This is a genomic window from Luteibacter flocculans (assembly GCF_023612255.1).
Taxonomy (GTDB): domain Bacteria; phylum Pseudomonadota; class Gammaproteobacteria; order Xanthomonadales; family Rhodanobacteraceae; genus Luteibacter; species Luteibacter flocculans.
In genome coordinates this window covers 459,984-483,190 of the sequence record NZ_CP063231.1, presented here as the reverse complement: position 1 = coordinate 483,190, position 23,207 = coordinate 459,984, and the positions used below count along the sequence as shown (strand labels likewise).

Here is a 23,207-nt window from a genome sequence, read left to right as displayed (position 1 = left end):
CGCGGTCAACGCCCCTGTGACCTAGGACTCAGTAAAGCCCGGTTTCTCCCGGCACGGGATTGTCCTCACCCGAACCGTCCAGGGCATCGCCGCTGCTGTCGGTTGGGCGCTGCCGGGTCGGATCGTGCGCGTCGTACTCGTCTTCCTGCAGACGCGCGTAACGATTGGCCAGCAGGCACGCCGCGATAACAGCGCCGATGCCCGCGCCGATAGCGAGGGTCATGCCAGGGTGACGGCGGACGCCGCGACTTGCGCCGTCGAACGCCTGGCTCGCCAGCGATCCGGCACGCCCGGCGTACTCGCGCGCGGCACCGAAGGCTTCACGCGGATGGTTACCCACCGTCGCGCCCGCGAGGCGCTGCGCGCGGCCCAGCCACTCCTCACCCATGCTCTTGCTGCGAAACCATGCCATGACGTTGACCTCCTGACGTTCGAGGCCCCTACCGTGACGGTCGACGCGTGATGGGAACGCAGTGCCGACGTTGCTTCGCGATGACGAGGGGGCGAGCCCTGCGTCATTGCGAAGCGCGCGAAGCTCAGCCCAGGCTGTTCAGCCAGGCCTCGTCGGTGCCTTCTTCCACGCCTTCGAAAAGGAAGGTGGAGAGGTAGCGCTCGCCGGTATCGGGCAGCATCGCCAGGATGACGCTGCCCTTCTCGGCACTTTCTGCGTATTGCAGCGCTGCGGCCGCGGTGGCGCCCGCGGAGACACCCACGAACAGGCCTTCCTCGGCAGCGAGGCGGCGTGCCGTGTCGCGTGCGACCACTTCGTCCACGGGCACGTTCACGTCGAAGACCTTGCGGTTCAGGACATCCGGTACGAAATCAGGCGTCCAGCCCTGGATCTTGTGCGGCGACCACGGCTTGTCCTGCAGCAAGGGCGCCTGCGCCGGCTCCGAGACCACGATCTTCACCTCGGGTCGCGCCAGCTTGAGCATCTCGCCGACGCCGGTCAGCGTGCCGCCCGTACCCCAGCCGGTCACGAAGGCATCGAGCCGACGGCCGGCAAAGTCCTGAAGGATTTCAGACGCCGTGGTGCTGCGGTGATAGCCGGGATTGGCCGGGTTCTGGAACTGCCGCGGCAGGAACCAGCCGTGCTTGGCGGCCAGTTCCTCCGCACGGCGCACCATGCCACTGCCACGTTCGGCGGCGGGCGTGAGGATGACCTTGGCACCGTAGGCGCGCATCAGCTTGCGGCGCTCCACGGAGAAGCTGTCAGCCATCGTCGCCACAAACTTGTAACCCTTCGCCGCGCAGACCATCGCGAGCGCGACGCCCGTATTGCCGGAGGTCGCTTCGACCACCGTGTCACCCGGCTTCAGCAAGCCTTTCTGCTCGGCATCGAGAATGACGGCGATGGCGAGGCGGTCCTTGACCGATCCGCCGGGATTGAACGATTCCACCTTGGCATAAAGCGTGACGTGTGCCGGCGCCACGCGGTGCAGACGAACGATGGGCGTGCGGCCAATGGTGTCGAGGATGCTGTCGTAGATCATTGAGAGGGTTCCTGAGCGGGCCTGCCAGTGACCAAAGGTACTCCGACGCGGTGCGGCGCGACAAACGCCTTCCGATCGCCCAGACTGCCCGCCCATGAGCCGACCTGCCTACGCCCTCCTTGCCGCTTTCGCCCTTGCCGGCTCCTCATTTGCGCAGGATGTGCCGCGCACCCCGGCCGAGTACCTCCGCCGAATGGACGAGAACGGCGATGGCCGCATCGACGAAGCGGAATACGTGCGCTACATGAGCCAGGGCTTCCTGCGCATGGACGTCAACGGCGACGGCGTGCTGGACGCCAACGACGGCCCGATGCGCCCCGGCGCGCGGCCCATCCACCTCGACGAATTCCAGCGGAACCTCATCCACCAGTTCCACAAGCTGGACCGCAACCATGACGGCGTGCTGGATGCCAGGGAACTGTCACAACCGCCGCAATAAGTGCCGGACGCACAAGCGCCGGTGAACCAGCGCGCACCAATTCAGTTACCCTCTGCCGACCCCGGGGAGGGCTAATGAATATCACCGAACTTTTCCTGATCGCGATGACGATCATTCTTGGCGTGCCGTACCTGATCTGGCGCGTGTTTCGCACCGATTACTGGGCGCCGCTGGTTGTTGTGCAGATCGTGACGGGCATCGTGCTCGGGCCCGGGGTGCTGGGCAAGATCTTCCCCGACTATTACGCCACCGTCTTCGCACCGCCGGTCATCGGCGCGCTCAACGGCATCGCCTGGTGGGCGGTGATGGTATTCGTCTGGATCGCCGGCATCGAGCTGGACCTGCGCGAGGTCTGGCGTCGTCGCCGCGAGTGCGGCACGACCGCGGGTCTCGCACTGGCCGGTCCGCTGGTGGCGGGCTGTCTCGCCGCGCTCGGCATGCTCGCGTGGCGCGACGGCTGGATGGGTGAAGCCGCCGCCACGTGGCAGTTCGTGCTCGGCGTGGGCATGGCGTGTTCGGTGACCGCGCTGCCCATCCTGATCCTGTTGCTGGAAAAGATGAATGTCCTTCGCGAACCGTTGGGCATGCGCGTGCTGCGTTACGCGAGCCTCGACGATCTCGCCATCTGGGGCGTGCTCGCGATCATCCTGCTCGACTGGCAGCGCGTGGGTCATCAGGCCGCGTTTCTCGCCGTGTTCGCCGCGGTCGCCTGGCTGTTCCGGCGATGGATGGCGCGACTCAAGGAAAGTGATCGCTGGTACGTCGGGCTGATCTGGCTCGCTGCCTGCGGCTACGGTGCGGACTGGTCCGGGCTGCACTACATGGTGGGCGCCTTTCTCGCCGGCGCGGTGATGGATCGCGACTGGTTCACGCTGGAGCACCTCGACAAGCTGCGCGAGCACGTGTTGCTCGTGGTGATGCCGGTGTTCTTCCTTTCGACCGGGCTTCGCACCAACTGGTCGGTGGGCGGTACCGCCGTGTTCGTCGCGGCTGCGCTGCTGCTGGTGGCCTCGGTGGCGGGCAAGCTTGCCGGCGTAGGTCTGGCCGGCAAACTGCTCGGATGGGCGCGCGGCGATGCATGGACGATCGGCTGGCTGTTGCAGACCAAGGCGCTGATCATGATCATCTTCGTCAACATCCTGCTCGATCGTCACGTCATCACCAGCGAAACGTTCACCGCGTTGCTGCTGATGGCGGTGGCAAGCACGATGCTCACCGTACCCATCGTGGCGCCCCGGTTGAAGCGACTCGTCTGACGTTCTCAGTCGACCTCACGGATTTTCATGGAACCGCAGACTCACACGCCTGTTCGCCGCGCCGCGGTGATCTTCATCTTCGTCACGGTGCTGATCGACATCCTGGCGTTCGGCATCATCATTCCCGTGCTTCCGCACCTGATTGAACAGATGACGGGCGGCACCGTGTCGAACGCGGCATGGTGGGTCGGCATCTTCGGTACGGTGTTCGCCACCGTGCAGTTCATCTGCTCGCCGATCCAGGGTGCGCTGTCCGATCGCTTCGGTCGGCGGCCCGTGATTCTCCTGTCCAACCTGGGCCTCGGGCTGGACTTCGTCTTCATGGCGATCGCGCCGTCGCTCTGGCTGCTTTTTGCGGGACGCATCGTTTCGGGCATGACGGCCGCCAGCTTCACCACCGCCAATGCGTACATCGCCGACGTCACGCCTCCGGAGAAACGCGCCGCGGCATTCGGCCTGCTCGGCGGTGCCTTCGGCATCGGCTTCATCATCGGGCCCGCGCTCGGCGGTTTTCTCGGCGGCATCGACCTGCGCCTGCCGTTTTGGGTGGCGGCCGCGCTGGCGCTGACCAATTTCATGTACGGCTACTTCATCCTGCCGGAATCGCTCCCGCCGGAACGGCGTGCAGCGCGCTTCGAACTGCGTACGGCGAATCCGATCGGTGCGCTCAAGCTGCTTCGCCGCAACAGCACGTTGTTCGGCCTGGCCACGGTCATGTTCCTGTTCTATCTCGCCCACTACGTGCTGCAGACGGTCTTCGTGCTCTATGCGGACTACCGCTATGACTGGGGCCCACAGGCCGTGGGCTACGTGCTCGCCCTGGTGGGCGCGTGCGACGGCACGGTGCAGGCCTTTCTTACCGGTCGCCTCACGGCCCGCTTCGGCGAGCGCCGGGTGATGCTGGCCGGCCTTGCCTTCGGCGCGGCGGCGTTTGCGGTGATGGGTCTTTCCTCCATCGGCTGGGTCTTCCTCATCGGCATCCCGCTCATGTCGCTCTGGGGACTCTCCGGGCCGCCCATCCAGTCGATCATGACCCGGCAGGTGCACCCCGACGAGCAGGGCCGCCTGCAAGGCGGCGTGACCAGCCTGGGCAGCTTCGCGGGCATCTTCGGCCCGTACCTGTTTGCGCAGATCTTCGCGTTCTGGATCGCCCCCGCCCGGACGCTTCATATCGCCGGCATGCCGTTCCTCGTGGCCGCCGCGCTGCTCACGTTGGGCACCGTGGTCGCCTTCCGGGCGACCCGGGGCGAGCCCAAGATCGCACCCGCGTCGGAGACATGAGCCAAGGCGCAGGCTTCATCGTATGATGGCGCGGAATCGGCACATGACGCGACGGTCGGGGACGTGCGTTTGGAAAACCAGGTTTGGGAAAGCAAGTATCACGAAGCCGTGGAGCGGTTGACCCGCGAAGAGGCCCAGTGGCGCACCGCGGAATCACTGCTTCGTCAATTGGTCGCTTGCCTCGGTCACATCGCGCACGGTGCGCACGACCAGGTCGATCCCCACATTGAGCGCCTCTCGGTGGCGCTGGCCGGCCCCATGGAGCCGTTGGCGCTCGAGCCACTGGTAAACGAGCTGGCGACGGCCATATCGGCGCTCGGCGAGCGATCCGCAGGAAATCACGAAGATCGCTCGATCGCCATCACGCGCCCGCACCGCAACGAGCATGGTTCGTCCGTACAGTCGTCGCTGAGCCGGCTCGTGGAGCGCATCGTCGTGCTGCCGCGCCTGGCCGATCGCGCCAACGAATTGCGCCACGACGTGGCCGATGCCGGTGACCTCGTGGCCCTGGCGGCCTGCGGCGATCGCCTCGCCGACCTCGTCAACGAACAGCGGATCGGCTTGCAGCGCGAGATCGACGCCTTGCAGGCGGTGCTCCGCCATGTGACCAACCGCCTCGACGAGATGAGCGGCTACATGTCGCGCGAACTGGCCGACCAGTCCGTGGGCGAAGCCAACGGGCAAGCCCTGGATGCATCGGTGGCGCACGAGATGCGCCTGCTGGGCGAGGCGGCGCTGGAGATCGACGACATACACGAATTGCGCGAGCAGGTGAATCACAGCCTGGAAACCATCGCTTTCTGCTTCCGCGACTTCCGCGACCGCGAAAGTGCGCGTCTCACGGCGTATCGCGAGCGCGCGGAAAAGATGCGCCAGCGCATCGAACAATTGGAGACCGAGCGCAACACGTTGCAGCGTTCGCTCGAGCGTGAGCACGAACTGGCGCAGACCGACACGATGATCGGCATGCCCAATCGCCTCGCCTACGAAAAGCGTATCGAGGCTGCGTTTGAAAACTGGCGGACCGACGGCAAGCCGCTCGGCATCGCAGCCATCGACATCGACCACTTCAAGAGCATCAACGATACCTACGGCCACACCGCTGGCGATGCCGTACTGCGCATCATCGGCCAGGCGCTGATGAAGCATGTGCGTCCATGTGACTTCGTTGCGCGCTACGGTGGCGAAGAATTCATCGTGATCTTCGAAGGCGCGGAAGAAGCCGAGGCCTTGCAGGTCTGCGAACGCCTGCGCGGGAAGATCCAGCACCTCGCCTTCCACGCGAGCCGTCAGCCCGTACGCGTCACGGCGTCCATCGGGCTGGCGTACTTCCAGGCGGGCGATACGCCGCAAGCGGTGTTCAACCGCGCCGACCTCGCGCTGTACACGGCGAAGAACGGCGGCCGCAATCGCTGCGTGATGGGCTGAACCGGGTTACGCAGCCACACCGAAGAGGCGGCCCACCCCGGCGGTGATGCCCATCGCCAGCGCGCCCCAGAACAGCACGCGCGCAACGCTCCGGCCGATCGGCGCTCCCGCCATGCGCGCGGAGATGGCGCCGAGGATGCCGAGAGCCAGCAGCGAAACGCCGATCGTGATCGGCGTGACCAGCGAGCGCGACGACAGCCCGGCAGCGATGATCGGCAAGATGGCACCGCTCGCAAAGCTGATTGCCGAGGCCGCAGCCGCCTGGAGCGGGCGCGCCGCCAACGTGACCGACAAGCCGAGTTCGTCGCGCGCATGGGCTTCCAGCGCGTCGTGCGCCATGAGTTCCGTCGCGACGCGCTGAGCAAGTTCGCGGTCGAGACCGCGGCGCACGTAGATCTCGGCCAGCTCACGGTGTTCGCCGTCGGGATCGTCTTGCAGCTCGCGCGATTCCATGGCCAGTTCGGCCTCCTCGCTGTCGGCCTGCGAGCGGACCGACACGTACTCGCCGGCCGCCATGGACATGGCGCCCGCCACGAGGCCGGCCACACCGGCAATCATGATGTCGCCCGGCTCCGCACGTGCCGCCGAGGCGACGCCGACGAGGAGGCTCGCGGTGGAGACGATGCCGTCATTGGCGCCCAGGACGGCGGCGCGCAACCAGCCGATGCGGCTGAGCCGATGGAACTCGCCGTGGCGGTGTCGCATGCTCATGCAGTGGTGTCCTTCGCTTTGTGTTCCACACGATTTTCCAGCCGCGTCACGAGCCAGCCGATGACAAGCGCGCACAGCGTACCAAGCGCGACCTCGGCCAGGCGCATGACTGGCAGTTCCCAGCGCGGCCCGTCACTCGGCACCAGCAGCACGATGGCCGTGGTGATGCCGGCGATGCGGGCCGCCGAGCCCACGTTGGCAAGCCAGCAAGCCAGGGTCACGAGCACCAATGCGGCGGCAAAGAGCAGCAGGCTGCCGCTCTGTCCGACGCAGAGGCCGAGCAACCCTCCCACACCTCCGATGACCGTGCCGAGAAAGCGGTCACGGCCAGCCCCGCGGGTATCCGCATAATGCGTTTGGGTGACGGCGACGGCGCTGATCGCGGCCCAGAACGCCTGCTCCGTGTGCATCGCATGACCGATGGCGAAGGCCACCGAGGCCGACAGTCCCACCTTGAACGCCATGAACAGGCCCAGCCGCGCACGTCCACGGAGCGGCATCGACCGGAAGAGACGATCGAGCGCCCGCTGGGCGAGGCGCAGGCGGGTGGCGCGAACGGTAGCGTCGGTACGTGGCGCGGGAGCGTTGGGCGGGGTCATGGCCCATCGTAACCGCTGCGCCCGTCGACGCGTCGCCAAGCAGCCCCCACAATAGCTCGCCGCGGCCGCCCGGCCGCTCCACCACGAGAAGTGCGATCCCATGTCCATCACCATGTACCAGACCTGCGTACCGGTCCTCGTCCGCGCGCTGACCAACCTCTCCGGCGTGCTCGCCAAGGGCGCCGCACATGCTGCCGAGCGCAACATCGCGCCGGAAGTGCTGCTCAATACGCGCATCACGCCCGACATGTTCCCGCTGATCCGCCAGGTGCAGATCGCCACGGACATGTCCAAGGGTGCCGCTTATCGGCTGGCAGGCATGGAGCCGCCGAAGATGGACGACAACGAGACCAGCTTCGACGAATTGCAGAAGCGTATCGCGGCCGTGGTCGACATGCTCAAATCGTTCAAACCCGAACAGATCGACGGCAGCGAAGACCGCGAGATCGTGCTGAAGATGCGCAGCGGCGAGCAGCACTTCCACGGCCAGGATTACCTGCTGGGTTACGTGCTGCCGAACGTGTATTTCCACACCACCACGGCGTACGCCATCCTGCGCGGCGTGGGCGTGGTGCTGGGCAAGGCGGACTTCCTCGGCAAGGCGTGACGCACGACCGGCCGGGGCCTGACTCAGGCCCCGGCATCGGCGTCTACGATTTGAGCTTCCACCCGGTGCGGAAGATCCACCACACCACGCCGAGGCACAGCAGCAGGAAGGCCACCGTGGCCCCCGCACTCACCACCACGTCGACGTCGGCCTTGCCGTAGAAGCTCCAGCGGAACCCGTTGACCAGGTAGACCACCGGATTGAACAACGTGATCTTCTGCCATACCGGCGGGAGCATGGAGATCGAGTAGAAGCTGCCGCCCAGGAAGGTCAGCGGCGTGATCACCATCAGCGGCACCACCTGCAGTTTCTGGAAGTCGTCCGCCCACAGGCCGATGATGAAACCGAACAGGCTGAAGGTCACCGCGGTGAGCACCAGGAAACCCACCATCCAGAATGGATGCAGGATCTCGTAGTCGACGAACAGGCGTGCCGTCACCAGAATGAGCAGGCCGAGCACCACCGACTTCGTTGCCGCCGCACCGACGTAACCGACGACCACTTCCGCGTACGACACCGGCGCGGACAGCAGTTCGTAGATCGTCCCGGCCCATTTGGGCATGTAGATGCCGAACGATGCGTTGGAGATGCTCTCGTTGAGCAGCGAAAGCATGATCAAGCCGGGGATGATGAACGCCCCGTAGCTGACGCCATCCACGTCGCCCATGCGCGAACCGATGGCCGCACCGAAGACGACGAAGTACAGCGACGTGGACAGCACCGGCGACGCGATGCTCTGCATCAACGTGCGGAACGTGCGGGCCATCTCGAAGCGGTAGATGGCGCGGATCGCGTAGAGATTCATGCGCGGCTCCTCACCAGGCTGACGAAGATGTCTTCCAGCGAACTCTCGCTGGAATGCAGATCCTTGAAGTCGATGCCAAGCGCATTGAGCTTGCGCAGCAGTTCTGCGATGCCGGTGTCGTCGCCTTGTGCGTCGAACGTATAGGTGAGGCAACTGCCGTCCGCCGACAGTTCCAGCGGCCAATCGGCCAGACCTTCCGGCACGGCCTGCAGCGGCGCCTGCAGTTGCAGGGACAACTGCTTCTTCCCCAGCTTCTGCATCAGCGTGTGCTTTTCCTCCACCAGCACCAGCTCGCCGCGATTGATGACGCCGATGCGATCGGCCATCTGCTCGGCTTCCTCGATGTAGTGCGTGGTGAGGATGATGGTGACGCCCGATTCCCGCAGGCGGTGGACCATCTGCCACATGTCGTGGCGCAGCTCGACGTCGACACCGGCCGTGGGTTCATCGAGGAAGAGCACGCGCGGTTCGTGGGCGAGTGCCTTGGCGATGAGCACACGACGCTTCATGCCGCCGGACAGCGTCATGATCTTGGAATCCTTCTTCTCCCACAGCGACAACTCGCGCAGGATCTTCTCCAGGTACGCCGGGTCTGGCGCCTTGCCGAACAGGCCGCGACTGAACTTCACCGTCGCCCACACACTTTCAAAGGCGTCGGTGGAAAGCTCCTGCGGCACCAGACCGATGAGGCCACGCGCCGCGCGATAGTCGCGCACGATGTCATGACCGTCGACAGTCACCGTGCCTTCGCTGCCGTTGACGATGCCGCAGACGATGCTGATGAGCGTGGTCTTGCCTGCACCGTTGGGGCCCAGCAAGGCGAAGATCTCGCCGCGTTTGATTTCCAGGTCTACGCGCTTGAGCGCCTGGAACCCGGACTTGTAGGTCTTGGAGAGCCCGCGCACGGCGACGATGGCGTCGGGCGCGGAAGTCGTTGCATCGAGTGGCGGCATGGGGACCCGCGGATTCGGTGGGATTCGGACGATGGTAGACCCGAACGGCAGCGCGTGCGAGGCGCTTGTGCTTCCATGGAAGCATCCCCACGTCCAACCGATCCGCCCGCCACCAGGAACCCGCATGAGCCTCTCCACTTACGAAGCCTCCGCCCCCGTTTTCATCCGCGGTTTCCGCGTGCTCGGCGACCTTCTCGCCAAGGCCGAGGCCCATGCAGGCAACGATCTCGTCACGGCGCGCCTTGCCCCGGACATGCTCAACCTGGCAGGGCAGATCCAGCGCGCCAGCGACACGGCCAAGTTCGCCGTGGCACGGCTCGCCGATGTGCAACCGCCGTCGTTCGAGGACAACGAGACCACCATCGCCGACCTGCGCAAGCGCATCGATGCCACCGTGGCCTGGATCGAGTCGGTCGATCGCGCCGCGCTCGAAGCCGGTGAGTCGCGGACGATCGCGCGCAAGTTCAGGGAGAAGGAACACGAGTTCACGGGGGCGACTTACCTGCTGACCTTCGCACTGCCGAACTTCTTCTTTCACGTGACCACCGCATACGACATCCTGCGCCACAACGGTGTCGCCATCGGCAAGCTCGATTACCTCGGTTTCAGTGCATGACCGACGGGCTCGTCCGTTGCGCCTGGGCGACGGCGGACGAGCTCATGCGCGACTACCACGATCGGGAGTGGGGCGTGCCGGAGCGCGACAGCCGCAAGCTGTGGGAAAAGCTGGTGCTCGACGGCTTCCAGGCGGGGTTGTCGTGGCGCACGATCCTCGCCCGGCGTGACGGTTTTCGTCGCGCGTTCGACGGTTTCGATCCGGAGCGAGTGGCGCGCTACGACGAAGGCGACGTACAACGATTGCTCGCCGACGTCGGGATCATCCGTTCACGCGCGAAGATCGAAGCCACGATCCGCAATGCGCGCGCCTTCCTGTCCATGCGCAACGCGGACGAGGATTTTGCCGGATTCGCCTGGGGCTTCGTGGAGGGGCAGCCGCTTCTCTGGGAAGGCCCGGTGCCGCCGAACAGCCCCCTGTCCGAGCAGGCGTCCAAGGCCTTGCGCCAGCGCGGCTTCACATTCGTCGGCCCCACGATCGTCTTCGCCTGGATGGAGGCTTGCGGACTCATCAACAGCCACGCTCCCGCGTGCTTCCGACGCGCCGACACATTCGGCAATACATTGAAAAACAAGACTTAACGGGTTTTTTAGCACCCCTGCGGTAGCGTGGATTCCGAGGCCGCAACAGCGGCCTCGCCCGTCTGGTACACCTGCCTTAGCGAGGGTCCCATGGCTTCGAGTTCAGCCCAGTTGTTCATTCCGTACAGTGAATCGACACAGGGACCGTGGATCGTCCGCCGTGCATCGCTTCCGCTCGGTCGCTACGACTCCCAGTCCGCCGCCATCGCTGCCGCCGAGGCCCTCGCACCCGGCCTATCCGACAGCCTTGGCCGCCCCGTGGAAATCCACGTGCAGCACGCCGACGGCACCTGGGAAGAGCACAACTTCGTTGTGGCTGGGCTGGTTGCCGGTAGCGGCTACTCGTCCTCCGCGTGGAGCCGGCACGCCTGATCCGTGGGCTGAGACGGCGATAAGGTAACCTTGCAGGGTTGCCCTCCCCGCCGTTCATCCCATCGATGCTCACCGACGACACCAAAGCCGCGGTCCGCGCCGCCTATGCGCGCCTGAAAGACGGACTTCCCGGGTTCCGTGGCCGTGCCGCGCAGTTGAAGATGATTGCCGAAGTGGCGAAGGCGCTGGCCGAGCCGGCGGGTGCCGCGGTGATCGAAGCCCCTACGGGTACCGGTAAATCCATGGCCTATCTCATTGCAGGCCTGGAAGTGGCGCGCGCGCAGAAAAAGAAACTGGTGATTGCCACGGCGACCGTGGCGCTGCAGGAGCAGCTCGTCCAGCGCGACATTCCGCAGTACCTGACGCTGTGCGGCGTCGAGGCCAAGGTGGCGCTCGCCAAGGGCCGTGCGCGTTACCTGTGCCCGCGCAATCTGCGCATGGCCGGCGCCGAACCCTCTGCGCAGAGTGGCTTCGAATTCGACGCGGAACTGGCCCTGTGGTCGCGGCCGCCCGCGGAGCGCGATACCAAGGCCATCGAAAAGCTCGGCAAGGCCTTCGAGTCGCGAGAGTGGAACGGCGATATCGACACCAGCCCCGAACCGTTGTCGGATCTGGTGCGCGGCATGATCACCACCAGCGCAGGTGGCTGCACGGGGCGCAAGTGTGGCGCCTTCGCGGTCTGTCCTTTTTTCATAGCACGCCGTGCCATCGGCGAAGCCGACATCGTCGTTGCGAACCAGGACCTGGTGCTTGCCGACCTCACCATGCCGCGCGATGAAGACACCTTCGGCGGCGTCATCCTCCCAAAGCCGGAAGAAACGCTCTACATCTTCGACGAGGCGCATCACGTGCCGAGCAAGGCGATCGACCGCGGTGCGGCCGACGTGCATCTTGCGACGGCCGTGCGCCGCATCGGACGATTGCAGAACCAGATCCACGGCGCCTATTCGCTGACCGACAAGGAAAGCATCGGCAACCTCACGCTCGAAGCCGGTGACGAGAAGCTGCTGGAACTCTCGAATGCGTTGGAGGAGATCGAGCGCGAGATCCGTCTTTCGTGGACGCCTTCGGCCAGCGAAACCGAGCCGGTGTTCCGCGCCTCGCTCGGCCAGCTTCCGGAGAACTGGAAGATGCACGCCGAGCATCTGCATCTCCTGACCAAGGATATCCAGCGCTGGCTGCGCATGGTCCGCCGGACCGTCGTGGAAATGGAGGCCGGCGGCCCCACGCAGGAAGCGCTTTCGCGCGAACTCGGCGTGGCGTTGGAACGACTGGATCGCCAGGTACGCACCTGGTACGCGTGGTCCACGGAGGATCGCGAGAACAGCCCGCCGCTCGCACGCTGGGTCAGCATGACGCCCGAGCAACAGTTGGTTTGCCATGCCTCGGCGGTCTCGGCCGGCGGCTTGCTGCGTAACGTGCTGTGGGACAACGCCTCGGCGGTGGTGATGACCTCCGCGACGCTGAGCGCAGGTGGCAACTTCCGCGGCTTCGCCGATTCGGTCGGGCTGCCGAACGAGGCCGTGACGATCAGCCTGCCCTCGCCCTTCGATCTCGAACGTCAGGCCACCCTTTCGGTGCCGGCTCTGAAAACGCTGCCCGACGATCGCGAAGGTCACGCCCGCGAAGTCTCGGAGTGGCTGGCGAAACATCTCGACTGGAACGCCGGCAATCTCGTGCTGTTCACCTCACGCGCCAAGCTCGATCGTGTGCTGCAAGTGCTGCCCATCGAGTTCGTGCGCAAGGTACGCGCACAGGGCTCGCTGTCCAAGGCGCAGTTGATCGCGGAACATTGCGCGGACATCGAAGCCGGCAAGGGCAGCACGCTGTTCGGGCTCGCGTCGTTCGGCGAAGGTCTCGACCTGCCAGGCAAGCTCTGCGAAACCGTGGTGGTCACGCAGCTCCCCTTCGCCGTACCCACCGATCCGGTCGGCGCTACCTATGCGGAATGGCTGGAATCGCGCGGACGCAATCCCTTCATCGAAGTCAGCGTGCCGGATGCGACACGCCTGCTCACGCAGTACTGCGGCCGCCTGATTCGTACCGAAACCGATACGGGGCGCATCGTCCTGCTGGATCGGCGCGTCATCACCAAGCGCTACGGCACGGGCATGTTGCGTGCTCTGCCGCCTTTCGCCCGCGATATCGAGCGCGTCGCATGACCATCATCCGCTTCGATGCATTGAAAGCTGTGCCGTGGAAGAACGGTCTCGGCATCACGCGGGAAATCGCCGTCGAGCCACCCGGCGCCTCCATGGATCATTTCCTGTGGCGCGTCAGCATCGCCGACGTCGATACGGCGTCGCCGTTCTCGCGCTTCCCCGGTATCGATCGAACCATCGTGCTGCTCCAAGGCGACGGCTTCACGATGACGCTCGACGGCGAGCGCACCCACGCGCTGACGACACCGTGCGTGCCATTCGCGTTTCCCGGCGAGGCACACGTCGAGGTCGCGCTGGCGGGCGGCGCGACGCGCGATTTCAATCTGATGGTTCGACGCGGCGACATTCGCGGGGCGATCAATGTCATGCGCGGTCCCGGGCGCGTCGACACCAAGGACGTCGCTCTGCTTCATCTTGCCCAGGGTACGGCCCGTACGGGCGACACTGCCTTCGGCATCGGCGATACGGTCATCGCACCGCTTTCGGTCGAACTCGATCGCGGCGCCGTTGCGCTTGTTGTCAAGATCGTCCGCCCTCGCGACGATCGTTTCACCGAATAGCCAAAGCGCCTGCGTACCCTTCGAACGAAAGGCACGCGCACCAATCGCCGTTTGGATGAGCGACGACATAGGTTCCGGAACGCTGGTTACTCGATCTTCCCCGATACCACGAGTGCCGAGAGGTCGTACCCCATGGCAGTCGCGCGCGCCTTCAATGCCTCGAACGTTGCCTTATCCATGGTCGGAGTCCGCGAAAGGATCCAGAGATACTTACGACCGGGTTGTCCCACCATGGCCCATTGGTAGTTCTCGTCCAGGGCGATGACCCAATAGTCGGCCCAGACGAACGGCACCCACGAAAGCCACTTCGGTGCGAAGCGTACCTGGAGCTTGCCTTGCGAGAACGGCTCGGGACGACGCGCCACGCCGTCACTGGCGATGGTGCTCCCGTCCGCGGTGACGCAGGCGTTGTGCACGGAAACCGTACCGTCCGGCTGGACGGCATAGGTCGCCGTCACCGCCCCGGTGCACTTCCGCTGGAAATACATAGGCAGCCGGGCCATTTCGTGCCACGTACCGGCATAGCGGTCGAGATCGAGATGGCTGACCGCCGTCACCGGCGTACTGGCGATGGCACTACCGATGGCCATGGAAGCGGCAATCGCCGTGAGGATGCTGCGCATGGTGATAAATCCCTTGAAAACGACCCCACTACGATGCGGATTTGGAGTGAACCTCCTTTGAATCGGGCGGCCGGAGGCCTCGCCAGGCGGGCCATAGATGACGTCCCGCAGCACGAAACCCGATCCCACTGCCGAAAAGCGGAACCTTCCTGAACAGGCAAGCCGTGTAGCATCGGCGACCGAACCCCGTTGTGACAGGAGCGATCGCCATGGCAGGAACCACCGCCCATCCATGCACATGCGGAAGCGGCGCAACCTATAGCGCCTGCTGCGGGCGTTGGCATGCCGGTACGCCAGCCCCCTCTGCCGAAGCTCTCATGCGATCGCGCTACAGCGCCTACGTGCTGGGCTTGGAGGACTATCTGCTCGCAACCTGGCACCCGAGCACGCGCCCGGCATCGCTGGGGCTCGCGACACAATCGCCTAAGCCAACGTGGTTGGGGCTTTCGGTGAAGCGTCACGAGAATCCCACGGCGGACACGGCTATCGTCGAGTTCGTTGCGCGGTTGCGCATGGGTGGTGGCAGCGCTGAGCGCATGCACGAGGTCAGTCGCTTCGTGCGCGAGGATGGGCGTTGGTATTACGTGGACGGCGATGTGTCGTGACGCACTTCGATGACGTCATCTGCGAGGCCATCGCGACGATGCATCTGTTGGTCGTGGAGTACGGTGGTGCGGAGCGTCTGGTGCAGCCGCACGTCTACGGCGACGACGCGGCGGGTGAGCGGCTGCTCAGTGCCTATCAAGTCGCCGGTGGCAGCGCGTCGGGCGCTGCCACCGGGTGGAAATCCTTTCGCATAGAAAAGGTGAAATCCCTCACCCTGAGCGACCGGCGCTTCCATGCGCCGCGGCCGGAGTTCCAGCGGAACGATGGCGCCTTCTCGCGGATCATTTGCCAGATCGGCGGATGAGGGCTAGATGATCGAGCGGGTGACGCCGCCGTCGACACGGATCGACGCGCCGGTGGTGCCGGACGCCTGCTCGGAAGCAAGATAGACCGACACATTGGCGACTTCTTCCACGCTCAGCAGACGCTTGATGAGCGACGTCGGGCGATGCGTCTGGATGAAGTCGCGCTCCACCTGCTCCATCGACACACCCTGGTTCTTCGCGATCTTGCCGAAGAACTCACTCACACCTTCGGACAAGGTAGGGCCCGGGAGAATCGCGTTGACCGTTACGCCGGTGCCAGCAAGTACCTCAGCCAAGCCGCGCGATACACCCAGTTGCGCGGTCTTGGTCACGCCGTAATGCACCATCTCCGCCGGCACCTGGATGCCCGACTCGCTGGAGATGAACTGCACGCGGCCCCACCCACGCTGCGCCATGCCCTTCGCATAGTGACGCGAGAGGCGCACGCCGGAGTTCACGTTCACCTCGAAGAACCGGGTCCACTCGGCATCGTCGATCTCGAAGAAGTCCTTCGGCTCGAAGATGCCGAGGTTGTTCACAAGGATGTCGGTCTCGGGCACGGCCTTGATGAGCGTGGCCGCACCTTCGGCCGTGCCGAGATCGGCGGCAACACCGGTGACCTTTGCCTCGGGCGCGACTTTCTTGACCGCCGCGATGGCTTCGTCGACGCGGGCCTGGGTACGCCCGGTCACGACGACCGACGCGCCGGCAGCGGCGAGCCCGGTGGCAATGGCCAGACCGATACCGGCCGTGGAACCCGTGACGATGGCGCTGCGCTTGGTGAGATCGATGTTCATGGAAAGCTCCAGGAGGAAGGAAAGAGTGGCCGCTTGGCGGACTCCTTCATGCTCGGGGCGAAGGCCGGGCGAATCAATTGCGCCGGGCGCAAAACACTTTCCATTCCACGCGCAAGAACACCGCCTCGCGGACAGGTTCAGCCGTCGGCGCGGCTCTCGCCCAGATAAGCGCCATGCGGCCCGAAGCGGCGCTCGATGATGGTGGTGCGGTCCTCATGATCGACCAGGATCACCGTGCTGGCTCGGGTGCCGTAGTGCTCGCCAACGATGAAGGCGCTCGACAGAAAGCGCTCGCGCTCGATACCGACGCCCGTATCGGGAAGCAGGTCGTCGGGCCAGCCGCCCCGGTCGGAAAGCATGGCGAACAGGGCATCGGTGTCGTCGTCACGCCCCGCCGCGATCCATGCTTCCAGACGCTGTACGATCGCCTGCGTCTTCGGCCAGGGTGCGTTGAAGTCGGCATTGCTCAAGCCATGCACGCCCGCATCGACAGGCTGTGCGCGCGCACTCGGGTGATTGCCGAGGTAGTACGCGTCTTCGTGGTCGAAAGTCAGCAGGTTGAAGGGACGGTAATCGCGCGCGCTGGCCATGAGTTCGATGGCATGTTCGCGCGCCGGAAGACTGGCACCGAGATAATCGGCGACCAGCAACCCGCGGGACAGTCCGTCGTGACTGGCGCTCGGATCGCGCACGTTGGTGATCGCACTCACCCGGCCACGCGGACCAACACCGACCCAGGTACCGCTGGCCTCGAGATCGCGACCGGCGACGATCTGCGGCGCCTCGTCCCAGGATGCGAGCGGGGCCGTCGGCCGGGCATGAAACTCGTCGCGGTTACCCACGAGGACGAGACGCCAGCGCGGATGCGCGCGCCAGGCAAAGGCAATCAGACACATGGGGACGTGAAGCCCTTGGGGACCATCCGGCCATTGTGGGCGCGACGAGGGACGAAGCCAAGGGCGCCGGGGATGACCCCGACGCCCTCTTGCTTCAGGCGGTAACGGTCGCAGCCACCGTGCTCGTTACCAGCAGACGGGCGATCGAAGCCGCGGCTTCGCGACCGTCGTACACCGCGCGCACGACGAGATCGGCACCGCGCACGTTGTCGCCGCCCGCGAAGATGCGCGGATGACTCGTCTGCAACGGCAGGCGCCCTTCCGCACCCACGACGATCCGGCCACTGCGGTCCCGCTCGATACCGAAGGCATCGCACCAATCGGGCGGACTCGGCTGGAAGCCGAAGGCCTGAATGACCACGTCCGCGCGCAGGTCGGTCTCGCTACCTTCGACGTTACGCGGGCGAAGGCGGCCGTCGCCCGCATCGAACAGTTCCGTATCCACCACGCGTACGGCCTTCACCGCACCATCGTCACCCACGAGCGCGATGGGCTGGCGCTGGAAGAGGAAGCGCACGCCTTCGTCGCGGCTGTAACCCACCTCGCGACGTGACCCCGGCATGCTGGGCTCGTCGCGGCGGTACACGCAGGTGACCGACGCCGCACCGAGGCGAATGGCCGTGCGATTGCAATCCATGCCGGTATCGCCGCCGCCGAGCACCACGACGTGCTTGCCCGCGAGGTCGTACTCCGGGGCGGGCGGTTCGTCGCGAAGCAGACGCTCCGTGTTGGCGATGAGGAAAGGCAGTGCATCGTGTACGCCACGCAGGTGACGTCCCTCGAGCTGTCCATCCACATAGGTGTACGCGCCCGTGCCGACGAAGACAGCGTCGTAGTCGGCCAGCAGTTCATCGAAGGTGATGTCGCGCCCGATCTCCACGCCGAGGTGGAAGACCACACCCATGCCTTCGAGCACCATGCGTCGTGTGCGCACCACGTTCTTGTCGAGCTTGAACGGCGGGATGCCGAAGGTGAGCAGGCCACCGATCTCGTGCTGACGATCGAATACGTGCGCGGCGATGCCGGCACGACGCAGGCGATCCGCGCAGGCGAGCCCAGCCGGGCCAGCGCCAACGATCGCCACGCGCGCACCCGTTTCGCGCACGCGCGACAGATCCGGACGCCAGCCTTGGCGGATGGCTTCGTCCGTGACCCAACGCTCGACGCTGCCAATGGTTACCGCGCCGAAGTCGCCTTGCTCCAACGTGCAGGCACCTTCGCAGAGACGATCCTGCGGGCAAACGCGGCCACAGATTTCCGGCAGCGGATTGGTCTCGTGCATCAGCGTGGCCGCCTCGAACAAGCGACCGTCCTGCACCAGCTTCAACCAGTTGGGAATGTAGTTGTGTACCGGGCAGGCGTGCTCGCAATAGGGATTGCCGCAGTCGATGCAGCGCTCCGATTGCGCCGCGGCTTCCGACGACGCGAAGTCGCCGGAGATTTCGCCATAGCCGAGCACGCGCACGGCGACCGGCACCGTACGTGGCACCTGGCGCGGCAGGTCGAGGAAACGGAAATCCTTCGTGCTCATGCGGCACTCCGCAGTTCTTCGGCCAGCGCGTCGAGACTCGCTGCCTTGGGTTTCACCAGCCAGAAACGCTGCAACAGCCCGCGGAAGTCGGCAAGCACGCGGCCGCCCCACGCACTGCCCGTAAGCTCGGCATGCCGCGCGACAAGCTGGCGAAGATGCTGCATGTAGTGCTCCATGCCTTCGGGGGAGATACGCACGATGTCCACGAGTTCGTGGTTGTAGCAATCGACGAAGCTACGCTCCAGATCGAGTACGTAGGCAAAGCCACCCGTCATGCCCGCGCCGAAGTTGAGGCCCGTGCGACCGAGCACGGCCACGACACCACCGGTCATGTATTCGCAGCAGTGATCGCCGGCACCCTCCACCACCGCCAACGCGCCGGAATTGCGCACGGCAAAACGTTCGCCAGCCTGGCCGGCCGCAAACAACTCGCCACCCGTAGCGCCGTAGAGGCAGGTATTGCCGATGATCGACGCTTCGTGGCTCTGGAACGGCGAATCCTCCGGCGGACGGATGACGAGACGACCACCAGCCATGCCCTTGCCGACGCCGTCGTTGGCTTCGCCGACGAGATCGATGTGCACGCCGCCTGCATTCCACGCGCCGAGGCTCTGCCCTGCTGCGCCGGAAAGACGCAGATGGATCGGATGCTCGACCATGCCGGCGTCGCCCCAGCGACGCGCCACGTCACCGGACAGACGTGCACCGATCGCGCGATCCGTATTCGCGATGGCGTAATCGAAGGTGCCGCCGAGACCGTCCGCCACGGCGGCGCGGGTATCGGCTTCGATGCGGTTCGCCAGCGCAGCGGGATCGCGCATGGGATTGCGTGCGAAGGTGCAGGCGAAGTCCACCTTTGCACCGAGGCCATCCGAACTGATAAGCGGCGAGAGATCGAGGCGCTCCTGCACCGCCGTCACGCCGTCGATCTGCTCGAGACGGTCGCTGCGACCGATGATGTCGGCGAGCGAGCGCACGCCCAGGCGAGCCAGTTGGCGACGCACATCTTCCGCGACGAAGCGGAAATAGTTCATCACCATCTCGGGCAGACCGAGGAAATGCTTCTGTCGCAGCACCGGATGCTGCGTGGCAACGCCGGTAGCGCAATTGTTGAGGTGGCAGATGCGCAGGTACTTGCAGCCCAGCGCCACCATCGGCCCGGTACCGAAACCGAAGCTCTCCGCACCGAGCATCGCCGCCTTGATGACATCCAGGCCGGTCTTCAGGCCACCGTCCGTCTGGAGGCGCACACGTCCGCGCAGATCGTTGAGTCGCAGTGTCTGTTGCGTCTCCGCCAGACCGAGTTCCCAGGGCGTGCCGGCGTACTTGATCGACGTGAGTGGGCTCGCGCCCGTGCCGCCATCGTGACCGGACACGGTGATGAGATCCGCGCCGGCCTTCACGACACCCGCGGCCACGGTACCCACGCCCGCATGCGACACCAGCTTCACCGAGACGAGCGCCTGCGGATTCACTTCCTTGAGGTCGTGGATCAACTGCGCGAGGTCTTCGATGGAATAGATGTCGTGGTGCGGCGGCGGTGAGATCAAACCGATGCCCGGCTTCGCGTAGCGCAGGCGTGCAATCGTGGCATCGACCTTGTGACCCGGAAGCTGACCGCCCTCGCCGGGCTTGGCGCCCTGCGCGATCTTGATCTGCAATACCTCGGCGTTGACGAGATAGGCGGGCGTGACACCGAAGCGGCCTGAAGCCACCTGCTTGATCTTCGATGCCCGCTCGGTGCCGTAGCGCGCAGGATCTTCGCCACCTTCGCCCGAGTTGCTTCGTGCGCCCAGGCGGTTCATGGCGATCGCCAGCGCCTCGTGCGCCTCAGGCGACAACGCGCCCAGCGACATGCCCGCGGAATCGAATCGACGGAGGATGTCCTCGACCGGCTCGACCTCGTCGAGCGGAATGGGTGTTGTGCCGCGCGGCACGAGGAGATCGCGGAGTGCCGACGGTGGTCGCGCATCCACGTGATGGGCATAGGTCTCGTAGTCGGACCACTGACCCGTGCGCACCGCGACCTGCAAGCTCGCGATGACGTCGGGGTTGTACATGTGGAACTCGCCGCCATGCACGTACTTGAACAGGCCGCCTGCACGAAGCGACTGCGCTTCGTCCCAGGCCTCGGCAGCAAGCAGGCGTTGCTCGTGCTCCAGATCGGCGAAACCGGCGCCACCGATACGCGAAGGCGTACCCGGGAAGCACAGCGCCACGACCTCGGGCGCGAGGCCGACGATTTCGAACAACTGCGCCCCGCGGTAGCCGGCGACCGTGGAGATGCCCATCTTCGACAGGATCTTCAAAAGACCCTTGCGGATACCGCGACGATAGTTGCGGCCGATCTCGCGTGGCGCGCCTTCGCCGTTGCGGATGTGTCCTGCACGGCCCATGTCGAAGAGACTCTGGTAGGCCAGCCAGGGATAGATCGCGGTCGCACCGAAGCCGATCAGGCAGGCGAAGTGGTGCGGATCGCGCGGCGTGGCCGTCTCGACCATGATGTTGCACTGGCAGCGCAACCCCTTGTCGACGAGCCGCGCGTGCACGGCGCCCGTGGCGAGCAGCGAATGGATCGGCAACAGATCGCGACGCGGATAACGATCGCTCAGGAAAACGATTCTCACCCCCGCTCGCACCGCTGCCTCGGCGGCGTCGCAGATCCGCATCAGCGCCTGTTCGAGCGTTTCGTCCGCGCCAATCATGAGATCGAAGCGCGGCGTGTCCGCGTAATCCGGATGCGCGAGGATCTGCCGCAGCTTGCGCTGCGAAAGAATCGGCGAGTTGAGCAGGATCTGCTTCGCGTTCTCGTGACCGAGATCGAAGATGTTCTTCTCCTGCCCGATCTGCGTCACCAGCGACATGACCAGCCGCTCGCGCAGTGGATCGATCGGTGGATTGGTGACCTGCGCGAAGCCCTGGCGGAAGCGATCGAACAACGGACGTATCTGCCGTGACAGCACAGCCATCGGTGTGTCGTCACCCATCGATCCGGTGGCTTCGGCCTCCGTCTCGGCGAGCACCTTCAACACCGACTCGCATTCCTCGCGCGAGAGACCGTAGAGCTTCTGGTAACGACGCAGCTCCTCGGCGGGCAGCGGCTCGGCGGCGAGGCTCGGATCGATCAGGTCGGATTCGAGGTAGGTCACACCAGCACGCAGCCAGTCGCGGAACGGCGCACGCGAACGATTGATGGCATCGATGTCGGCATCGCGCAGCAGGCGATGCTCACGGAAGTCCACGGCGATCATCTCGCCCGGCGCGAGGCGCCCCTTCGCGACGACGCGCGAGGAAGGCACATCCCAGAGGCCCGCCTCGGAAGCGACAATGAGGTGATTGTCGTCCGACAGCGCCCAGCGTGCCGGGCGAAGGCCATTGCGATCCAGCGTGCATGCGGCGTAGCGGCCGTCGCACATCACCAGGCCAGCCGGACCATCCCATGGCTCGCTGTGCAACGCGTAGTACTCGTAGAACGCCGCGAGATCCTCATCGATGTCTTCGCGCGCAGCGTAAGCCGGTGGCACGAGGACGCGCATGGCCGCCAGGAGATCCATGCCGCCCATCAGCAGCACTTCGAGTGCGTTGTCGAGGCTTTCGGAGTCCGAGCCTTCCTGGCGCACCAGCGGCCCGATGTCGGACAGGTCCACGTGCTCCGAGCGCATCACCGACGTGCGTGCCTGCATCCAGCGGCGGTTGGCGCGAATCGTGTTGATTTCGCCGTTGTGGGCCAGGAAGCGGAACGGCTGGGCAAGACGCCACTGCGGCGACGTGTTGGTGGAGAAGCGCTGATGGAAGACGACGGCATCGGCGACCAGCGCCGGATGCTTGAGGTCGGGATACACGTCGCGCAGATGACCCGGTGCGGCCATGGCCTTGTAGCCCACGACTTCGCCCGACAACGAGACGACGTAGAAATGTTTGTCGCCGGCCAGTGCCAGTTCGGCGCGGCGACGCGCATGGAACAGCGCCGCCTCGAACGCGGCGGGCGAACGATCGCCCGGGGCATCGACGAACACCTGGCGCACGCGCGGCATGGAGGCCGCGGCGAGCGGACCGCAGGCGGACGGCTCGACGGCGACGTCGCGCCACCCGGCAACACGCAGACCTACGCGTTCCAGCTCGGCATCGAGCACGCGCGCGGCGGCGGCGTCTCCGTCCGGATCGAGAAATACCACGCCGCTGGCGAAGTGCGTCGCGAGCACGATGCCGCTTTCTGCGGCGAGCGCGCGAAGCCATTCCACCGGCCGGCGCAACAGCACGCCGCAGCCGTCGCCGCTCACGCCATCGGCGTTGACGCCGCCGCGATGCGAAAGCTTCGCGAGCGCAGCGAACGCCGTATCGACCAGCGCTGCACTGGCGTGACCATCTATTTGCGCGACAATGCCAAAGCCGCAACTGTCGTGTTCGAACGCCTCGTCATAGAGGCGCGGAGTGCCTTGCTTCACCATCCGCCTCCTCGTGGCTTTGGTTTTGCTGGGTGTGACGCGCATGTGGCCCCGCGGCCTGGACGGGCCGACCATCACATACGCGCGAAGGGCTCAGCCCACTTTAGGCACAATTGCCGCGTTGCGTCAAAGCCATTCGGA

The 23,207-nt window shown here is 65.5% G+C and carries 23 protein-coding genes; 12 read left to right on the top strand and 11 right to left on the bottom strand.

The window, feature by feature from the left end:
• Positions 1–28 precede the first annotated feature (28 nt).
• Together IM816_RS02070 and cysK are read right to left on the bottom strand one after the other, a co-directional pair.
• The gene (locus IM816_RS02070) at positions 29–412 is read right to left on the bottom strand and encodes a hypothetical protein (RefSeq protein ID WP_250339594.1); all 384 of its coding nucleotides are present in this window, start codon (positions 410–412) and stop codon (positions 29–31) included.
• A 124-nt stretch (positions 413–536) separates the two neighbouring features.
• The gene (gene cysK, locus IM816_RS02065; protein ID WP_250339593.1) at positions 537–1,493 is read right to left on the bottom strand and encodes a cysteine synthase A; all 957 of its coding nucleotides are present in this window, start codon (positions 1,491–1,493) and stop codon (positions 537–539) included.
• A 94-nt stretch (positions 1,494–1,587) separates the two neighbouring features.
• On the opposite strand from cysK, the gene IM816_RS02060 reads away from it, so the two are divergent.
• The 4 genes from IM816_RS02060 to IM816_RS02045 all read left to right on the top strand — a co-directional run bounded on the left by IM816_RS02060 (position 1,588) and on the right by IM816_RS02045 (position 5,897).
• Positions 1,588–1,932 carry an EF-hand domain-containing protein gene (locus IM816_RS02060; protein WP_250339592.1) on the top strand — a complete coding sequence of 115 codons (345 nt, stop codon included), beginning with the start codon at positions 1,588–1,590 and terminating at the stop codon, positions 1,930–1,932.
• Positions 1,933–2,006: 74 nt separating this feature from the next.
• Positions 2,007–3,188 (top strand): cation:proton antiporter, encoded by a 1,182-nt coding sequence (locus IM816_RS02055; protein WP_250339591.1) that lies wholly within the window; start codon positions 2,007–2,009, stop codon positions 3,186–3,188.
• A 27-nt stretch (positions 3,189–3,215) separates the two neighbouring features.
• Positions 3,216–4,469, top strand: a complete 1,254-nt coding sequence (locus IM816_RS02050; protein ID WP_250339590.1) for a TCR/Tet family MFS transporter — start codon at positions 3,216–3,218, stop codon at positions 4,467–4,469.
• Positions 4,470–4,532: 63 nt separating this feature from the next.
• A complete protein-coding gene (locus tag IM816_RS02045) occupies positions 4,533–5,897 on the top strand; it encodes a GGDEF domain-containing protein (RefSeq protein ID WP_072322471.1) in 1,365 nt (454 codons plus the stop codon).
• Positions 5,898–5,903: 6 nt separating this feature from the next.
• Here the strand turns inward: IM816_RS02045 and IM816_RS02040 are convergent, their stop codons facing one another.
• Together IM816_RS02040 and IM816_RS02035 are read right to left on the bottom strand one after the other, a co-directional pair.
• Positions 5,904–6,608 (bottom strand): VIT1/CCC1 transporter family protein, encoded by a 705-nt coding sequence (locus IM816_RS02040; RefSeq protein ID WP_250339589.1) that lies wholly within the window; start codon positions 6,606–6,608, stop codon positions 5,904–5,906.
• The gene (locus IM816_RS02035) at positions 6,605–7,207 is read right to left on the bottom strand and encodes an FUSC family protein (RefSeq protein ID WP_072322470.1); all 603 of its coding nucleotides are present in this window, start codon (positions 7,205–7,207) and stop codon (positions 6,605–6,607) included. Before IM816_RS02035 ends, IM816_RS02040 begins: the two co-directional genes overlap by 4 nt.
• 100 nt (positions 7,208–7,307) lie before the next feature.
• On the opposite strand from IM816_RS02035, the gene IM816_RS02030 reads away from it, so the two are divergent.
• Complete coding sequence (locus IM816_RS02030; RefSeq protein WP_072322469.1) at positions 7,308–7,814, top strand: DUF1993 domain-containing protein; 507 nt, start codon at positions 7,308–7,310, stop codon at positions 7,812–7,814.
• A gap of 43 nt (positions 7,815–7,857) precedes the next feature.
• Here the strand turns inward: IM816_RS02030 and IM816_RS02025 are convergent, their stop codons facing one another.
• The gene (locus tag IM816_RS02025) at positions 7,858–8,619 is read right to left on the bottom strand and encodes an ABC transporter permease (protein WP_072322468.1); all 762 of its coding nucleotides are present in this window, start codon (positions 8,617–8,619) and stop codon (positions 7,858–7,860) included.
• A complete protein-coding gene (locus IM816_RS02020) occupies positions 8,616–9,572 on the bottom strand; it encodes an ABC transporter ATP-binding protein (RefSeq protein WP_250339588.1) in 957 nt (318 codons plus the stop codon). The genes IM816_RS02025 and IM816_RS02020 overlap by 4 nt, the downstream gene beginning before the upstream one ends.
• 124 nt (positions 9,573–9,696) lie before the next feature.
• Between IM816_RS02020 and IM816_RS02015 the strand changes: the two genes are divergently transcribed.
• The 5 genes from IM816_RS02015 to IM816_RS01995 all read left to right on the top strand — a co-directional run bounded on the left by IM816_RS02015 (position 9,697) and on the right by IM816_RS01995 (position 13,863).
• Positions 9,697–10,188 carry a DUF1993 domain-containing protein gene (locus tag IM816_RS02015; RefSeq protein ID WP_250339587.1) on the top strand — a complete coding sequence of 164 codons (492 nt, stop codon included), beginning with the start codon at positions 9,697–9,699 and terminating at the stop codon, positions 10,186–10,188.
• Positions 10,185–10,769 (top strand): DNA-3-methyladenine glycosylase I, encoded by a 585-nt coding sequence (locus IM816_RS02010; protein WP_250339586.1) that lies wholly within the window; start codon positions 10,185–10,187, stop codon positions 10,767–10,769. Before IM816_RS02015 ends, IM816_RS02010 begins: the two co-directional genes overlap by 4 nt.
• Positions 10,770–10,859: 90 nt before the next feature.
• Positions 10,860–11,141 carry a DUF2188 domain-containing protein gene (locus tag IM816_RS02005; protein ID WP_250339585.1) on the top strand — a complete coding sequence of 94 codons (282 nt, stop codon included), beginning with the start codon at positions 10,860–10,862 and terminating at the stop codon, positions 11,139–11,141.
• A gap of 65 nt (positions 11,142–11,206) precedes the next feature.
• The gene (gene dinG / locus IM816_RS02000) at positions 11,207–13,303 is read left to right on the top strand and encodes an ATP-dependent DNA helicase DinG (protein WP_250340677.1); all 2,097 of its coding nucleotides are present in this window, start codon (positions 11,207–11,209) and stop codon (positions 13,301–13,303) included.
• Complete coding sequence (locus IM816_RS01995; RefSeq protein ID WP_250339584.1) at positions 13,300–13,863, top strand: HutD/Ves family protein; 564 nt, start codon at positions 13,300–13,302, stop codon at positions 13,861–13,863. Before dinG ends, IM816_RS01995 begins: the two co-directional genes overlap by 4 nt.
• Positions 13,864–13,949: 86 nt before the next feature.
• Here the strand turns inward: IM816_RS01995 and IM816_RS01990 are convergent, their stop codons facing one another.
• Positions 13,950–14,486, bottom strand: coding sequence for a lipocalin family protein (locus tag IM816_RS01990; protein WP_425602603.1), 537 nt, complete (start codon positions 14,484–14,486; stop codon positions 13,950–13,952).
• A 209-nt stretch (positions 14,487–14,695) separates the two neighbouring features.
• Here IM816_RS01990 and IM816_RS01985 point away from each other — a divergent pair, with 209 nt between their 5' ends.
• The gene (locus tag IM816_RS01985) at positions 14,696–15,091 is read left to right on the top strand and encodes a YchJ family protein (RefSeq protein WP_250339583.1); all 396 of its coding nucleotides are present in this window, start codon (positions 14,696–14,698) and stop codon (positions 15,089–15,091) included.
• Entirely contained in the window at positions 15,088–15,396 is a 309-nt protein-coding gene (locus IM816_RS01980; RefSeq protein WP_250339582.1) for a hypothetical protein, read from the top strand. The genes IM816_RS01985 and IM816_RS01980 overlap by 4 nt, the downstream gene beginning before the upstream one ends.
• Positions 15,397–15,399: 3 nt before the next feature.
• On the opposite strand, the gene IM816_RS01975 is transcribed toward IM816_RS01980, so the two are convergent.
• The 4 genes from IM816_RS01975 to gltB form a co-directional block, all read right to left on the bottom strand.
• Positions 15,400–16,194, bottom strand: coding sequence for an SDR family NAD(P)-dependent oxidoreductase (locus IM816_RS01975; RefSeq protein ID WP_250339581.1), 795 nt, complete (start codon positions 16,192–16,194; stop codon positions 15,400–15,402).
• Between the two features lie 137 nt (positions 16,195–16,331).
• Complete coding sequence (locus tag IM816_RS01970; RefSeq protein WP_250339580.1) at positions 16,332–17,090, bottom strand: NRDE family protein; 759 nt, start codon at positions 17,088–17,090, stop codon at positions 16,332–16,334.
• 94 nt (positions 17,091–17,184) lie between these two features.
• Positions 17,185–18,621, bottom strand: coding sequence for a glutamate synthase subunit beta (locus tag IM816_RS01965; protein WP_250339579.1), 1,437 nt, complete (start codon positions 18,619–18,621; stop codon positions 17,185–17,187).
• The gene (gene gltB, locus IM816_RS01960) at positions 18,618–23,069 is read right to left on the bottom strand and encodes a glutamate synthase large subunit (protein WP_250339578.1); all 4,452 of its coding nucleotides are present in this window, start codon (positions 23,067–23,069) and stop codon (positions 18,618–18,620) included. Before gltB ends, IM816_RS01965 begins: the two co-directional genes overlap by 4 nt.
• Positions 23,070–23,207 lie beyond the last annotated feature (138 nt).

What these genes read in the sequence shown, in the direction of transcription:
- IM816_RS01990 (WP_425602603.1), bottom strand. Translation starts at nt 14,486, where the DNA reads ATGCGCAGCATCCTCACGGCGATTGCCGCTTCCATGGCCATCGGTAGT.
- cysK (WP_250339593.1), bottom strand. Translation starts at nt 1,493, where the DNA reads ATGATCTACGACAGCATCCTCGACACCATTGGCCGCACGCCCATCGTT.
- gltB (WP_250339578.1), bottom strand. Translation starts at nt 23,069, where the DNA reads ATGGTGAAGCAAGGCACTCCGCGCCTCTATGACGAGGCGTTCGAACAC.
- dinG (WP_250340677.1), top strand. Translation starts at nt 11,207, where the DNA reads ATGCTCACCGACGACACCAAAGCCGCGGTCCGCGCCGCCTATGCGCGC.
- IM816_RS02060 (WP_250339592.1), top strand. Translation starts at nt 1,588, where the DNA reads ATGAGCCGACCTGCCTACGCCCTCCTTGCCGCTTTCGCCCTTGCCGGC.
- IM816_RS01965 (WP_250339579.1), bottom strand. Translation starts at nt 18,621, where the DNA reads ATGAGCACGAAGGATTTCCGTTTCCTCGACCTGCCGCGCCAGGTGCCA.
- IM816_RS01975 (WP_250339581.1), bottom strand. Translation starts at nt 16,194, where the DNA reads ATGAACATCGATCTCACCAAGCGCAGCGCCATCGTCACGGGTTCCACG.
- IM816_RS01995 (WP_250339584.1), top strand. Translation starts at nt 13,300, where the DNA reads ATGACCATCATCCGCTTCGATGCATTGAAAGCTGTGCCGTGGAAGAAC.
- IM816_RS02070 (WP_250339594.1), bottom strand. Translation starts at nt 412, where the DNA reads ATGGCATGGTTTCGCAGCAAGAGCATGGGTGAGGAGTGGCTGGGCCGC.
- IM816_RS02050 (WP_250339590.1), top strand. Translation starts at nt 3,216, where the DNA reads ATGGAACCGCAGACTCACACGCCTGTTCGCCGCGCCGCGGTGATCTTC.
- IM816_RS02010 (WP_250339586.1), top strand. Translation starts at nt 10,185, where the DNA reads ATGACCGACGGGCTCGTCCGTTGCGCCTGGGCGACGGCGGACGAGCTC.
- IM816_RS02020 (WP_250339588.1), bottom strand. Translation starts at nt 9,572, where the DNA reads ATGCCGCCACTCGATGCAACGACTTCCGCGCCCGACGCCATCGTCGCC.
- IM816_RS01970 (WP_250339580.1), bottom strand. Translation starts at nt 17,090, where the DNA reads ATGTGTCTGATTGCCTTTGCCTGGCGCGCGCATCCGCGCTGGCGTCTC.
- IM816_RS02025 (WP_072322468.1), bottom strand. Translation starts at nt 8,619, where the DNA reads ATGAATCTCTACGCGATCCGCGCCATCTACCGCTTCGAGATGGCCCGC.
- IM816_RS02015 (WP_250339587.1), top strand. Translation starts at nt 9,697, where the DNA reads ATGAGCCTCTCCACTTACGAAGCCTCCGCCCCCGTTTTCATCCGCGGT.
- IM816_RS02055 (WP_250339591.1), top strand. Translation starts at nt 2,007, where the DNA reads ATGAATATCACCGAACTTTTCCTGATCGCGATGACGATCATTCTTGGC.
- IM816_RS02030 (WP_072322469.1), top strand. Translation starts at nt 7,308, where the DNA reads ATGTCCATCACCATGTACCAGACCTGCGTACCGGTCCTCGTCCGCGCG.
- IM816_RS01985 (WP_250339583.1), top strand. Translation starts at nt 14,696, where the DNA reads ATGGCAGGAACCACCGCCCATCCATGCACATGCGGAAGCGGCGCAACC.
- IM816_RS02040 (WP_250339589.1), bottom strand. Translation starts at nt 6,608, where the DNA reads ATGAGCATGCGACACCGCCACGGCGAGTTCCATCGGCTCAGCCGCATC.
- IM816_RS02035 (WP_072322470.1), bottom strand. Translation starts at nt 7,207, where the DNA reads ATGACCCCGCCCAACGCTCCCGCGCCACGTACCGACGCTACCGTTCGC.
- IM816_RS02005 (WP_250339585.1), top strand. Translation starts at nt 10,860, where the DNA reads ATGGCTTCGAGTTCAGCCCAGTTGTTCATTCCGTACAGTGAATCGACA.